This window comes from Pseudonocardia sp. DR1-2 (assembly GCF_023717215.1).
Classification (GTDB): Bacteria; Actinomycetota; Actinomycetes; order Mycobacteriales; family Pseudonocardiaceae; genus Pseudonocardia; species Pseudonocardia alni.
In genome coordinates this window covers 765,371-779,246 of sequence record NZ_JAMQOF010000002.1, presented here as the reverse complement: position 1 = coordinate 779,246, position 13,876 = coordinate 765,371, and the positions used below count along the sequence as shown (strand labels likewise).

Here is a 13,876-nt window from a genome sequence, read left to right as displayed (position 1 = left end):
GGGGCCCTCACATCCGGAAGACGCCGAAGGCCGGGTCGGCCAGGGGCGCGTTGGCGGCGACGGACAGGGACAGCCCGAGGACGGTGCGGGTGTCGGCGGGGTCGATGACGCCGTCGTCCCACAGCCGGGCGGTGGAGTAGAGGGGGTGTCCCTGCTCCTCGTACTGGGCGCGGATCGCGTCCGGGTCGGCGTTGCCGACGGTGCCGAGCACGGTGGCCGCCTGCTCGCCGCCCATGACCGAGATGCGGGCATTGGGCCACATGAACAGGAACCGGGGCGAGTACGCCCGCCCGCACATGGCGTAGTTGCCGGCGCCGAAGGAGCCGCCGATGACGACGGTCAGCTTCGGTACCCGGGTGGAGGCGACGGCGGTGACCATCTTCGCGCCGTTGCGGGCGATGCCGCCCGCCTCGTACTCGCGGCCGACCATGAACCCGGAGATGTTCTGCAGGAACACCAGCGGGATGCCGCGCTGGTCGCACAGCTCGACGAAGTGCGCGCCCTTGGTCGCGGACTCGGAGAACAGGATCCCGTTGTTGGCGACGATCCCGACCGGGTGGCCGTGGATCCGGGCGAACCCGGTGACCAGGGTGGTGCCGTACTCGGACTTGAACTCGGCGAACCGCGAGCCGTCGACGACGCGGGCGATGACCTCACGCACGTCGTAGGGGGTGCGGGTGTCGGTGGGCACCGCGGCGTAGAGCCCGGCGGGGTCGACGGCGGGCTCCTCGGTGGGGCGCACCTCCCACGGCCGCGGGGCACGCGGGCCGAGCGTCGCGACGATCGCGCGGACCCGGGCGAGCGCGTCCGCGTCGTCGACGGCGAGGTGGTCGGTGACGCCGGAGACCTTCGCGTGCAGGTCCCCGCCGCCCAGTTCCTCGGCGGTGACGACCTCGCCGGTCGCGGCCTTCACCAGCGGCGGGCCGCCCAGGAAGATCGTGCCCTGGTTGCGGACGATGACGGCCTCGTCGCTCATCGCGGGGACGTAGGCGCCACCCGCGGTGCAGGAGCCGAGGACGGCGGCGATCTGCGGGATGCCCTGCCCGGACATCTGCGCCTGGTTGTAGAAGATCCGGCCGAAGTGCTCGCGGTCGGGGAACACGTCGTCCTGCTCGGGCAGGTACGCACCCCCGGAGTCCACCAGGTACACGCACGGCAGCCGGTTGTGCAGCGCCACCTCCTGCGCGCGCAGGTGCTTCTTGACCGTCATCGGGTAGTAGGTGCCGCCCTTGACGGTCGCGTCGTTGGCCACGACCACGACCTCCCGGCCGGCGACCCGCCCGACCCCGGTGATCATCCCGGCGCCGGGGGCCTGGTCGTCGTACATGCCGTTCGCGGCCAGCGGGGACAGCTCCAGGAACGGCGACGACGGGTCCACCAGCGCATCCACCCGGTCGCGCGGCAGCAGCTTCCCGCGCTCGACGTGCCGGGCCCGCGAACGCTCCGGCCCGCCGAGCCGGGTCCGCTCCAGCCGGTCGCGCAGGTCGGCGACCAGGGCGCGGTGCGCGGCGTCGTTCTCCGCGGCGCGCGGGTCGGCCGGATCCACCGCCGTGCCGAGCCGCGGGGCCTCCGGGGCCGGCGCGGGTGGGGCCTGCGGTGCCGTCATCGGACCTCCCGGGTAACGCTGTCTGTTAATGACCGTTAACAGGTTAGCGGTTGTTAACACGTGGCGTCCAGAGCGGGCATCCCGCGGACTACGCTGGGGTGCGTGCGCCTGCTACTGGTCGAGGACGAGAAGCCGCTCGCCGAGCTGGTCCGCCGCGGCCTCGCCGGGGAGGGGCACGAGGTGGAGATCGCACACGACGGACCCACCGGGCTGCAGCTCGCGCTGACCGGCCGGCACGACGTGGTCATCCTCGACATCATGCTGCCGGGCCTGTCGGGCTACCGGATCCTGCAGCACCTGCGCGACCGCGGCGTGTGGACGCCGGTGCTCATGCTGACCGCCAAGGACGGCGAGTACGACGAGGCCGACGCCTTCGACCTCGGCGCGGACGACTACCTGACCAAGCCGTTCTCGTTCGTCGTGCTGCAGGCGCGGCTGCGTGCGCTGCTGCGCCGGGCCGGGGAGGCCGCACCGACCGTGCTGCGGGTCGGGGACCTCAGCCTCGACCCGGGCACGCACCGGGTGCACCGCGGCGAGACCGAGATCCCGCTGACCCCGCGCGAGTTCGGCGTGCTCGAGCACCTGATGCAGAACACCGGGCAGGTCGTGACCAAGACCGACATCCTGCGCTCGGTCTGGGACGCCCACTACGACGGCGAGGTCAACGTCGTCGAGGTCTACGTCGGCTACCTGCGCCGCAAGATCGACGCGCCGTTCGGGACGCACAGCATCGAGACGCTGCGCGGCGTCGGCTACCGGATGTCCGAGCCCGCGCCCGCGCCGCCCCGCTGACCTGCGGGGACCCGCTCAGCGACGACGGTCGAACGGCCGCCGCGGCGACGGCGCCCCGACCGGCTCCCGCTCGGCCCGGACGGGCTCGCGCCCGGTGTCCCGGGTGTCGCGGGACGTCTCCCGGCTGGCGACGGCGGTGCCGCCACGTCCCCGCTGCCCACGCGGCGTGACGACCGGCAACGGCCGGGTGGCGTTCTCGTCGAACGGGCTGCCGACGGTGTTCGGCCGGATCGGCAGCGGGCCGGTCGGCGGGTCGAGGCGACTGTGGGCGGGTGGTGCGGACACGTCGTCCTCCGGGTCGGGCGGGGTCGTCACCGGACCGCTGTCCGGGGTCCGACCGTCCGTGCCCGCGCCGTGGGTGACGGCCGGGTCACCGGGCGTGCGCATCATGCCATCCGGAGCGGCGGTCCCGCGCGCCGACGCGCCCGCCCCCACGGGGCCCGCGGGCACCGGGCGGGCCGGGGCCTCGGGAGGGACCGCGGAGCCCATGACCGGGCGGACCGGAGCGGTGCCGCCCGACGCCGTGCCGTTCTGCGCCGTGCCGTTCTGCGCCGTGCCGTTCTGCGCCGTGCCGTTCTGCGGTGTCCCGTGGTCGGCGCCGCCCTGCCCCAGCCATGCGTCCGGGCCGAAGTCGGCGGGCTCCTCGGCCCGTGCCCACGGCGACCGCGTGGTCACCCGCGGGATCGGGCCGGAGGGCCGGTCGTCGCACAGCTCCGCGGCCGGCTCGCCGTCGAGCCCGGCCCCGGCGTGGTCGGCGTCCACCGGTCCGGAGCCCTCCTCCTCGGGCAGCGGCGCCGTCACGGCGGGCACGGTGACCCGGAACCGGGCCCCGCCCAGCGCGGGCGACGAGGCCGCCTCCACGGTCCCGCCGTGCGCCGCGACCAGCTCGGCGACGATCGCCAGGCCGAGCCCGGAGCCGCCGTCGCCGCGGGAACGGGCCTCGTCGAGCCGCACGAAGCGCTCGAAGACCCGGGCGCGGTCGGCCTCGGGGACACCGTTGCCGTCGTCGTCGACCTCGATCACCGCGAGGTCGCCCTCGGCCCGGACCGACACCGCGACCGTCGACGACGCGTGCCGCTTGGCGTTGTCGACCAGGTTGCGCAGCACCCGGACGAGCTGGCCGCGGTCGCCGACCACCCGGACGGGCTCACTGGTCACCCGGACCGCGACGGCGGTCTCGGCCGACGGCCGCTCCCGCTCGGCGTCGGCGATCTCGTCGAGGTCGACCTCCTCGCGGCGCGGCGCGATGCCGCGCTCGTCGGCACGGGCGAGGAACAGCAGGTTCTCGACCAGCCCGGTCAGCCGGGAGGCCTCCCCGCGCAGGACGTCGACGGTGGCCCGGTCCGCGGACGCCTCCGGCATGCCCGCGCCGAGCAGCTCCAGACCGGTCGACACGGTCGCGAGCGGGCTGCGCAGCTCGTGGCTGGCGTCGGCGACGAAGCGGCGCTGGGTCGCCTGGGAGGACTCGATCCGCCCGAGCATCTGGTTCATGGTGCGAGCGAGACGGCCGACCTCGTCGCGGGCGACCGGCTCGTCGACGCGCTGGGAGAGGTCCTTGTCCCCCATCCCGGCGACCCGGGACCGCATGTCCTCCACCGGGCGCAGCGCGCGGCCGGCGAACAGGTAGGTGAAGCCGCCCGCGACCAGCACCAGCAGCGGGACCCCGCCCGCGACGAGCCAGGTGACGAGGTCGACGGCGCTGTGCATCTGGTCCGTCGGCTGGGCGGAGTAGATCGTGATCGGCCGGTCGAAGGCCCGCACGCCGAGCCCGACGACCATCATGTTCTCGGTCTCGAGCGGGCCGGGCTCCGGCTCCGGGCCGCCCGCGTCGTGGAAGGTGACCGGCACGTCCATCTGGGAGCGCGTCTCGTGCGGGGCGAGGACCCAGTCCACCAGCTTCGGCTGCCCGTCCAGCGGCTCGGACGAGGCGAACACCTCGATGTTGCGGCCCTCGCCGTTCGACCCGACCCGGTCGTCCGGCGCTCCGGTCCGGTCGCTCCAGGCCGTGACGACCTGCACCAGGTCGGTGCGGCGGGCTGTGGTCACCACCGCGTTCTCCTTGGCCGGGTCGCCGGGGCGGTAGTCGGCGAAGTTGGCCTGGATGCGCTCGGCCACCTGCTGGGCGTTGGCCAGGAGCGCCTCCTCGGTGTTGCGCTTCAGCTGGCTCTCCAGGACCAGCACCAGCGACACACCGGCGACGACGAGCACCATCGCGACCGCCGTCGCCGCCGCGAGGGCGGACGCGGCGCGCACGCCGAGACGCTCGCGCATCCGGCGCAGGGTCCTCATCACGCCCACGAGGGTATCGCCGCCGACCTGTGCGGAGCCTGAGACGGACCGCACGGCGCGTTAACAACCGTTAACCGACGACGCTACGATCGTCCGATGGTCGCAGCAGGCCCCTCCCCCGCGGACGGCGCGGGCGCGCGCACGGAGGCCCCGTCGCGGCGCGAGCAGATCCTCACCGAGGCGGCCCGGCTGTTCGCCCGGCACGGCTTCCACGGGGTGAGCATCGCCGACCTGGGCGCCGCGGTCGGCGTCAGCGGCCCCGCCCTCTACCGGCACTTCCCCGGCAAGGAGGCGCTGCTCGCCGAGCTGCTCATCGACATCTCCGAGCGCCTGCTCGACGGCGGCCGCGCCCGCGTCCACCACGACGACCCCCGTGCCGCGCTGGCCGACCTCGTCGACTTCCACGTCGCGTTCGCGACCCGCGAGCCGGAGCTGATCGTCGTGCAGGACCGGGACCTGGCGAACCTGCCCGAGGAGCCGCGCCGCACCGTGCGGCGGCTGCAGCGCACCTACGTCGAGCTGTGGGTGGACACGCTGCGCCGGGCGCACCCCGACGTCGCCCCGGCCGAGGCCCGCACCGTCGCCCACGGGGTGTTCGGCCTGCTCAACTCCACGCCGTACGCACCGCGGGCCGAGCAGCCGTCCCCGCGCGGGGCGGACGCCCGGGCCGCGGTGCTGCGCCGGATGGCGCTGGCCGCGCTGGCGGTCGCCCCGGCCTGAGCAGCACCGGCCGGAGCACCCGTCAGGCCCCGACGCGCTCCCGTTCGGGATCCACGGCGACCGGCGCGACGGCGGCCCGGGCCCGCCGGTCCTCCCGGCGCGCGACGACGAGCAGCCGCAGCCCGTTCAGGCACACCAGCACCGTGGACAGCTCGTGCCCGGCGACGCCGACGACCAGCGGCAACGTCCCGATCAGGTCCCACCCGACCAGGACCACGATCACCGTGGCGGCGAAGGCCAGGTTCGCCCGCGCGATCCGCCGAGCCCGCCGGGCCAGCACGACCAGCGGGGCCAGCGAGCCGAGCGGGTCACGGGTGAGCACGCCGTCGGCGGCCTCCAGGGACAGCGCCCCCGCCCCCTCGGAGACCACGAGGCCGACGTCGGCCGACGCGAGCAGCGGCGCGTCGTTGATGCCGTCGCCCGCGGCGAGCACCCGGCGGCCCCGGGCCTGCTCGGCGCGGACGACCTCGACCTTGCCGTCGGGCAGCAGCCCGGCCCGCACCCGGGTCAGGCCGAGCCGGTCGGCGAGCACCCGGGCCGGGCGCTCGGCGTCGCCGGTGAGGACCTGCGGGTCGCCGCCGACCTCGCGGCGCAGCGCGGCGAGCGCGGTCGCGGCACCCGGACGCGGCTCGTCGGACAGCCCGACCACCCCGGCGGGCTCGCCGTCCACCAGCACGACGACGGCGGTCCGCCCCGCCTCCTGCAGCGCGGCGACCCCGGGGACCTCCACGTCACCGGCGAGCTCCGGGCGCCCGACGGCGACGGTCCGCCCGCCGACGACCGCCCGCACACCCTCGCCCGGGACCGCGGTGAACCCCTCGGCGTGGGGCAGGTGCAGGCCGCGCTCCAGGGCGTGCGCGCGCACCGCCCGGCCCAGTACGTGCTCGCTGCCGGCCTCGGCGGCCCCGGCCAGGGCGAGCAGCTCGTCGGCGCGACGGGACCCGAGCGGGGTCACCGACACCACCTGCGGCCGGCCGGAGGTCAGCGTGCCGGTCTTGTCGAGCACCACGGTGTCGACCTCGGCGAGCGCCTCCAGCACGGTGACGTCCTTGACCAGCGTCCCGCGCCGGCCGGACACCGCGACCGCGGCGAGCAGCGGCGGCATCGTCGCGAGCACGATCGCGCACGGCGAGGCCACGATCATGAAGACGATCGCGCGCAGCAGCGTCTCGGTGAACGGGGCACCGAGCAGCAGCGGTACCGCGAGCAGCAGCACCGTCCCCGCGACGACCAGCACCGAGTAGCGCTGCTCGACGCGCTCGATGAACAGCTGGCGGCCCGCCTTGGTCTCGGCGGCCCGCTCGACCTGCGCGGCGACCCCCGCGACGACGGTGTCCGCGGCGTCGCGCGAGACCCGGACCCGCAGCACCCCGGTGCCGTTGACGGTGCCCGCGAGGACCGGGTCGCCCGGCCCGGTACGGGCCGGGACCGGCTCGCCGGTCAGCGCGGAGGTGTCGACCTCCGAGACCCCGCCGAGCACGGTGCCGTCGCCGGGGACCCGCTCGCCCGGACGCACCAGCACCGCCTGTCCCGCGACGAGCCCGGCGGCGGGGACGACACGCTCGGTGCCGTCCTCGTCGACGACGGTGGCGGTCTCCGGGGCGAGGTCCAGCAGGGCGTCGATGCTGGCCCGGGTGCGGGCGGTCATGACCGATTCCAACGCCCCGGAGGTCGCGAAGATGACGATGAGCAGGCCGCCGTCGAACCACTGCCCGATCGCGGCCGCGGCCACCGCGGCGACGATCATCAGCAGGTCGACGTCGAGCCGCTTCTCCCCGAGCGCACGCAGGCCCTCGAGCGCGGGCTCCCAGCCGCCGAGGACGTAGCAGGCCAGGTACAGGCCGACGACCACCGCGGACGGCGCGCCGAGCAGGTCGGCCCCGAGCGCCGCCAGGAAGGCCAGCAGGGAGGCCCCGGCCCAGCGGACCTCGGGCAGGGTCAGAGCGGATCGCATGCGTGGAACCGTACCTGCGCATTCACGAAGATACGCAGTCAGCCATCCACATGGTGAGACGGTGGACCATCCGCGCAGTCACGCAGGTATCCTCGGCGTCGTGCACGAGTCCATCCACGGCTTCGCGATGCCGCCCGAGGACGAGGTCCGCCGGGTGGCGGACGCGATGCGCATGCTCTCCGACCCGACCCGGGTCAAGATCCTCTGGGCACTGCTGCAGGGCGAGTCCTCGGTGGCGTGCCTCGCCGACCTGGTCGGCGCCGCCCCCACCGCGGTGAGCCAGCACCTGTCGAAGCTGCGACTGTCGGGCCTGGTCGAGAACCGGCGCGAGGGGACCTACGTGTACTACACCGTGGAGGACGCGGCCGTCCGCGCCGTGCTGGAGCGGATGCTCGGGCAGGGCACGGTCGTCGACGGGTAGGTTCGCGGCGGGGCGGGTACGCGGATCGGGAGGACACAACCGATCTTCCCGGAGGAGTGCACCCCCATGCCCCAGCTCAGCATCGGTACCGAGAACGGCAGCCCGGTCGAGCTGCACTACACCGACCAGGGCTCCGGCGCCCCCGTCGTGCTGATCCACGGCTGGCCGCTGTCGGGGAGGTCCTGGGAGAAGCAGGTCCCCGCGCTGGTCGACGCCGGCCACCGGGTCGTGACCTACGACCGTCGCGGCTTCGGTCAGTCCTCCCAGCCCTGGGACGGCTACGACTACGACACCTTCGCGGACGACCTGCACGCCCTGCTCGTGCACCTCGACCTGCGCGAGGCCACCCTCGTCGGGTTCTCGATGGGCGGCGGCGAGGTCGTCCGCTACATCGCGAAGCACGGCACCGACCGGGTCGCCCGCGCCGTGCTGGCCGCCGCCGTGCCGCCGTACCTCTACCGGTCCGACGACAACCCCGACGGCGGTCTCGACGACGCCACCATCGAGCAGTTCCAGGGCGGCGTCACCGGTGACCGGATCGCCTTCCTGGAGGAGTTCACGTCGAACTTCTTCGCCGCGGGCGACCGGACCGACCTGATCAGCGAGCCGAACCGTGCCTACCACCGCGCGATCGCCGAGTTCGCGTCGCCGAAGGGCACCCTGGACTGCATCACCGCGTTCGGACGCACCGACTTCCGCGACGACGTGCAGAAGGTCTCCGACGCCGGCGTCCCGACCCTGGTCGTCCACGGCGACGCCGACGCCATCGTCCCGTTCGAGGTCTCCGGCAAGCGCTCGCACGAGGCGATCGAGGGCGCTCAGCTCGTGCTGATCGAGGGCGGCCCGCACGGCCTCAACGCCACCCACCCCGACGAGTTCAACGCCGCGCTGCTCGACTTCCTGAAGGCCTGAGCGCCCGCCCCGGGTTCCGCTGTGGGCGGAACCCGGGGACCGCGGCCCCCGCCGGGCCCTACCGTGCCCCCATGAGCGAACCCCTCTGGCGGCACGCACTCGGTCGTGAGCTGCGACGACGGCGGCACGCCCGCGGTGAGACCCTGCACGCGACGGCCGGGCGCGCCGGGGTGTCCCCGCAGTACCTCTCGGAGGTGGAGCGGGGCCGCAAGGAGCCCTCCAGCGAGATGATCGCCGCCGTCGCCGGGGCGCTCGGGACCGACCTGGCCGCGCTGACCCGTGGCGTCGCCGACGGTCTCGCGACGGCGCCGCGGGCACGCGGGCCGCAGTGCGCCTACGCGCTGGCGGCCTGACCCGGCGCCGCTCAGCGACGCTCGCGGGTGCGCGGCGGCTGCGGTTCGAGCACGGTGTCGAGCAGGCCGTAGTCCCGGGCCGCGGACGCGGTGAACACGCGGTCGTGGTCGGTGTCGGCGCGCAACCGCTCGACCGTCTGCCCGGTGTGCCGGGCCAGGATCTCCTCGATGTCGGCGCGGATCCGGACCAGTTCGTCGGCCTGCAGGATCAGGTCCGGGATGGACCCGCGGCCCTGCGCCGCCGGCTGGTGCAGCACGACCCGGGCGTGCGGCAGCGCGCCGCGACGGCCCTCGGTCCCGGCGGCGAGCAGCACCGCACCCACCGAGACGGCCTGGCCGACACACGTCGTCGCGACCGGGCAGCGGACGTGGCGCAGGGTGTCGTAGATGCCGAGCATCGCGCTGGGGTCGCCGCCCCCGCAGTTGACGTAGAGCTGCACCTCGCGGTCGGGGTCGTCGGCCTCCAGGAACAGCAGCTGGGCGATCAACGCGTTCGCCACGCCCGCGTCGATCTCGGTGCCCAGGTAGACGACCCGCTCGGTGAGCAGGTGGGAGTAGACGTCGAGGACCCGCTCGCCGCCCGGGGTGCGGGCGATGACGTTCGGGATCGTGTAGGTGCTCACCGCCGTCACCGCCCCACGCCGAAGCCGGTCGGGACGGCACCGCGGCGCGGCACCACCTGGTCGAACCGGTCGACGACGGCGTCGACGAAGCCGTAGTCGAGCGCCTCGGCCGCGGAGTACCAGCGGTCGTGCAGCGAGTCGGTGAAGATCCGGTCCACCGGCTGCCCGGTGTCCCGGGCGATGAGGCCGAGCACGGTGTCGCGGGTGTGGCGCAGGTCGTCGGCCTGCAGCTCGATGTCGACGGCCGTCCCGCCGATCCCCGACGAGCCCTGGTGCATCAGCACCCGCGAGTGCGGCAGCGCGCGGCGCTTGCCCGGGGTGCCCGCCGAGAGCAGGAACTGCCCCGCGCTGTAGGCGATGCCGAGCACGAGCGTCGAGACGTCGCAGGGCACCAGCCGGAACAGGTCCCGCAGCGCCAGCATCGCCGGCACCGACCCGCCGGGCGAGTGGATCCAGAAGGCGATGTCGGCGTCCGGGTCACGGGCGGCCAGTGCCACGACCTGGGTGGCGAGCAGGGTGCCGTTGTCGTCGTCGAGGGGGCCGTCGAGCACCACGACGCGCTGGTCGTAGAGGTCGCGGCGGGCGCGGTCGTCGAAGCGCGGGGTGCGCGGTGAGTCGCTCATGACCCCACCGTGGCCGGGGGACGGCCCGGTCCGCGCCCGGTTCTGCCCAGGGCAGCTCCGCCCAGGGCGAACGCGCCGGTCAGCCGGGGTGACCGCCGTTGTCGCGGTGCCGGTCGGCGAACACGTCGTAGTCGGCACCCCGGTCGCCCTGGACCAGGCGGCGCAGCGCCTCCTGCGCCGCGGCCCGCGGGTCGGCGGCCGCCTCACCGGTGACCGGCTGCGGGCCGGTCGAGGACGCGTCGAGGTAGGGCCGGGGCCGCGACGGCGGCGGGGCCGGCGCGGGCCGCGGCGGCGGGGCGTGCGCGTCGGGCGGGGGCGCGACCGGGTCGTCCATCCCGCCGCCGTTCGCGGCCGGGCGCGGGCGCGGTGCGACGTCGTCGGGACCGCGGTGCCGGGCCGCGGCCGACGGCTCCGGGGACGGCCGCGGCCCGACGCCCTCCCGCCCGGTCGCGGCGACGACGATGCGGTCCCCGGCCGGGTTCCGGCCGGCGTCGACCGGGCCGGCGTCGCCCGGCTCCTCGGGCAGGTGGGCCAGCGCCGCGCGCAGGTCCGCCAGCGGCAGCGGCCGGGTCCTCGTGACCGCGAACGCGACCCGCCCGGCCAGCGCGATGCCCGGCCAGCCCTGCGAGGCCAGCGCCAGGCGCTCGCCGACCCGGTCGCAGAGCCCGGCCAGATGCCGGTCCGAGGCACCGGGCACGACCAGCGCGAACTCGCGCTCGGACAGCCGCAGGGCCGCGTCGACCGGGCCGAGCGGCTGGGTCATCGCCGCCGCGACCTGGTGGGCGGCGAACCAGGCGGCGCGGTCGTCGTCGTGCACGACGGAGCCGTCGAGGCCGGGCAGGTCGAACAGCGCGACGCCGACGGGCAGCGTCTCCGGCCCCGCCGGACCGGCGAAGCGGTCCAGGGCCTCGGCGGTGGGCAGACCGCTCGCCGGGTCGACCGCGGCGGCGGCACGGGCGGCCGCGGCACGCTGGGCGTCGGCCAGCTGGGACCGCAGCTCACGGGTGCCGGCCCGGGCCGACAGCAGCCGGTCGATCATGTGGTTGAGCGAGGTCGTCGCCCAGGCCTCGCCGGTGGTGCCCGCCGAGGCCGCCGGGTCCCCGCCGGTCGGCATCGAGGAGCCGAGCAGCTCGTCGACCGTGCGCCGTACCGAGGCCGGCAGCCGGTCCCCCAGCGCGAACCGCAGCCGCGCGAGCTCGGTCCCGGCCTGGGCGCGGGCGTAGCCCCAGCGGCCGAGGAACACCCGCCCGGCCTCGCCCCGCTCCCGCGGGTCGCGGGCGTACTGGTCGGTCGCGACCAGGAACGCACCCGCCCCGGACCCGAGCGCGACCACGCTCCACTCCGACGCCAGCGGCTCGTCCGGGTCCAGCACCACGAGGTGGACGCCGTCCGGCACGTCGTGCACCCCGCCGTCGGCGAACGCGACGACGACGTGCATCCCGGCCTGGGCCATCCGCGCGTAGACCTCGCGCTCGCGGTCGAAGAAGCGCAGCTGCTGGAACAGCGCGACGACGACCGTCGGGTCCTCCCGCGGCCCGGACATCACCGCGCGCTCGATGGAGTGCGACAGGTGCACGAGCAGCCGCTTCGACGCCGGCTCCGGGCGCGCGCCCGAGGCCCGCTCCCAGGCCTCGCGGCGGCCCTCGGACAGCCCGTCGACGTAGGCCTGCTCCGAGGCCACCCGGACGGCGTGGGCAAGCGGTCCCTCGGACATGGGTGACCTCCGGTCGTCGGACGGCGCCCGGTTCGCGACACGGGATCACGCCGTGTGTCGACCCAACAACCGCGGGTCGCCGAGGGCAACCGGTGGCCGGGTACGTCCGGTGGGGCCACAGGTCACTGCGACCAGCGGTGTGACGATCGCCGGTCCGCCCACCGCGCAGCCGAGCGGGAGGACGAACGCGACGAACGGCGATCAGCCGTCGAGAGCGGCGACCGCGCGGCGGGCCGCGATCGGGTCGGCCGCGGCGCAGGCCGCGCGGGCCCGCTCCCGGCACTGCTCCACCGTCAGCCCGGCCAGGTTCGCCCCGACCGCGGCGAGCGCACCCGAGCCCATCGACAGGCTCGCGACGCCGAGCCCCACCAGCACCGCGGCGAGCCCCGGGTCGGCCGCGGCCTCACCGCACACCCCGACCGGGGTGCCGGTGCGCGCCGACGCCTCGCCGAGCAGCCCGATCAGCCGCAGCAGCGCCGGCTGCCACGGGTCGTTGAGCGCGGCCACCGGCCCGGACTGGCGGTCCGCGGCGAACAGGTACTGGGCCAGGTCGTTGGTGCCGACCGAGACGAAGTCGACCTCGGCCATGATCTCGTCGGCGGTGAGCACCGCGGCCGGGATCTCGATCATCACGCCGGCCTGGGAGATGCCGTGCGCCCGGCAACGCTGCACGAACCAGCGCGCCTCCTCGGCGGTGGCGACCATCGGCGCCATCACCTTGAGCGCGACGCCGGTCTCCTTCGCCGCGGCGGCGAGCGCGGCGAGCTGGCGCTCCAGCACGCCGTCGCCGTTGCCGGGGACGCGGGCGATCCGCAGGCCGCGTACGCCCAGCGCCGGGTTGGGCTCGCCGTCGAGCGACAGGAACGGCAGCGGCTTGTCCGCGCCGGCGTCGAGGGTGCGGGCGGTGACCGGCTTGCCGCCGAACGCGGACAGCACCGCGGTGTAGACCTCGCGCTGGGCGGCCTCGGTCGGCTCCTCGGCCGCGGAGAGGAACGCGAGCTCGGTGCGGAACAGGCCGACCCCCTCGGCCCGGGCCTCCGCGGCCTTCGCCGCGCCGGGGCCGTCGCCGACATTGGCCAGGACCGGCACGACACGGCCGTCGGCGGTGCGGCCGACGCCGTCCCACTCGGCGGTGACCGAGGCGGCGGCGGCGAACGCGGTGGCCTCGTCGAGGGTGGCGACCTCGACGACCTCACCGGTGCCGCCGTCGACGGTCAGCGCGGCGCCCTCGGCGATCCGGGTCGCGCCCGCGCAGCCGACGACCGCGGGGATCCCCAGCGAACGCGCGAGGATCGCGGTGTGGCTGGTCGGGCCGCCCTGCTCGGTGACCAGGGCGAGCGCGACGCCCGGCTTCAGCCCGGCGGTGTCGGCCGGGGCCAGGTCGGTCGCGACGAGCACGGCGGGCGCGTCCAGGTCGGCGACGCCCGGCGCGGGCAGCCCCAGCAGCTCCGCGACGATCCGGTCGCGCACGTCGTGGATGTCGCGGGCGCGCTCGGCCATGTAGCCGCCCATCGACGACAGCATCTCGGCGAAGGAGTTCGCGGCCTCCCACACCGCGCGCGCGGCGGGCCGCCCCTGCTCGGTGACCAGCGCCTGCGCGCTCTCCAGCAGCGCCGGGTCGCCGACCATCGTCACGGTCGCCTCCAGCACCTCGCGCGCGTCGCCGGTGACGGTCGCGGCGCGCGCGGTCAGGCGCTGCGACACCAGCTCGACGGCCGGCGCGATCCGGGCGGCCTCGGCGGCGGCGTCGGCCGGGGCGGGGCCGGCGGCCGGCTCGCCCGGCGGCTCGGCGACGCGGACGACGCGGCCGCCGGCGCGGCCGGGGCTGGCGGGGATTCCGGTGAGGGCGGTCGTGCTCGGCATGAGTGG

The 13,876-nt window shown here is 75.8% G+C and carries 12 protein-coding genes; 5 read left to right on the top strand and 7 right to left on the bottom strand.

The genetic code is table 11. From position 1 onward, the window contains the following. Nucleotides 1-7: 7 nt before the first annotated feature. Nucleotides 8-1,606 (bottom strand): carboxyl transferase domain-containing protein, encoded by a 1,599-nt coding sequence (locus ND486_RS08585; protein WP_226367877.1) that lies wholly within the window; start codon nucleotides 1,604-1,606, stop codon nucleotides 8-10. A 102-nt stretch (nucleotides 1,607-1,708) separates the two neighbouring features. Between ND486_RS08585 and ND486_RS08580 the strand changes: the two genes are divergently transcribed. Continuing rightward, nucleotides 1,709-2,398 (top strand): response regulator transcription factor, encoded by a 690-nt coding sequence (locus ND486_RS08580; RefSeq protein ID WP_062398497.1) that lies wholly within the window; start codon nucleotides 1,709-1,711, stop codon nucleotides 2,396-2,398. 15 nt (nucleotides 2,399-2,413) lie between these two features. On the opposite strand, the gene ND486_RS08575 is transcribed toward ND486_RS08580, so the two are convergent. Then, nucleotides 2,414-4,687, bottom strand: a complete 2,274-nt coding sequence (locus ND486_RS08575) for an ATP-binding protein (RefSeq protein ID WP_251783722.1) — start codon at nucleotides 4,685-4,687, stop codon at nucleotides 2,414-2,416. A 96-nt stretch (nucleotides 4,688-4,783) separates the two neighbouring features. On the opposite strand from ND486_RS08575, the gene ND486_RS08570 reads away from it, so the two are divergent. Beyond that, complete coding sequence (locus ND486_RS08570) at nucleotides 4,784-5,407, top strand: TetR/AcrR family transcriptional regulator (protein ID WP_208821612.1); 624 nt, start codon at nucleotides 4,784-4,786, stop codon at nucleotides 5,405-5,407. A 22-nt stretch (nucleotides 5,408-5,429) separates the two neighbouring features. Here ND486_RS08570 and ND486_RS08565 read toward each other — a convergent pair whose 3' ends face one another. Beyond that, nucleotides 5,430-7,361, bottom strand: a complete 1,932-nt coding sequence (locus ND486_RS08565) for a heavy metal translocating P-type ATPase (RefSeq protein ID WP_251783556.1) — start codon at nucleotides 7,359-7,361, stop codon at nucleotides 5,430-5,432. Nucleotides 7,362-7,461: 100 nt separating this feature from the next. Here ND486_RS08565 and ND486_RS08560 point away from each other — a divergent pair, with 100 nt between their 5' ends. From ND486_RS08560 to ND486_RS08550, 3 genes are all read left to right on the top strand, one after another. Beyond that, the gene (locus tag ND486_RS08560; RefSeq protein ID WP_251783554.1) at nucleotides 7,462-7,782 is read left to right on the top strand and encodes a metalloregulator ArsR/SmtB family transcription factor; all 321 of its coding nucleotides are present in this window, start codon (nucleotides 7,462-7,464) and stop codon (nucleotides 7,780-7,782) included. Between the two features lie 66 nt (nucleotides 7,783-7,848). Continuing rightward, complete coding sequence (locus tag ND486_RS08555; protein ID WP_251783552.1) at nucleotides 7,849-8,694, top strand: alpha/beta fold hydrolase; 846 nt, start codon at nucleotides 7,849-7,851, stop codon at nucleotides 8,692-8,694. Between the two features lie 71 nt (nucleotides 8,695-8,765). Further along, nucleotides 8,766-9,047, top strand: a complete 282-nt coding sequence (locus ND486_RS08550; RefSeq protein WP_100878933.1) for a helix-turn-helix domain-containing protein — start codon at nucleotides 8,766-8,768, stop codon at nucleotides 9,045-9,047. A gap of 11 nt (nucleotides 9,048-9,058) precedes the next feature. On the opposite strand, the gene ND486_RS08545 is transcribed toward ND486_RS08550, so the two are convergent. The 4 genes from ND486_RS08545 to ptsP form a co-directional block, all read right to left on the bottom strand. Next, nucleotides 9,059-9,670 (bottom strand): ClpP family protease, encoded by a 612-nt coding sequence (locus ND486_RS08545; RefSeq protein WP_062403890.1) that lies wholly within the window; start codon nucleotides 9,668-9,670, stop codon nucleotides 9,059-9,061. Between the two features lie 5 nt (nucleotides 9,671-9,675). Beyond that, complete coding sequence (locus ND486_RS08540) at nucleotides 9,676-10,293, bottom strand: ClpP family protease (RefSeq protein ID WP_251783550.1); 618 nt, start codon at nucleotides 10,291-10,293, stop codon at nucleotides 9,676-9,678. Nucleotides 10,294-10,372: 79 nt separating this feature from the next. Continuing rightward, nucleotides 10,373-12,007 (bottom strand): DICT sensory domain-containing protein, encoded by a 1,635-nt coding sequence (locus ND486_RS08535; RefSeq protein WP_251783548.1) that lies wholly within the window; start codon nucleotides 12,005-12,007, stop codon nucleotides 10,373-10,375. A gap of 201 nt (nucleotides 12,008-12,208) precedes the next feature. Beyond that, the gene (gene ptsP / locus ND486_RS08530) at nucleotides 12,209-13,870 is read right to left on the bottom strand and encodes a phosphoenolpyruvate--protein phosphotransferase (RefSeq protein WP_251783546.1); all 1,662 of its coding nucleotides are present in this window, start codon (nucleotides 13,868-13,870) and stop codon (nucleotides 12,209-12,211) included. Between the last annotated feature and the right edge of the window lie 6 nt (nucleotides 13,871-13,876).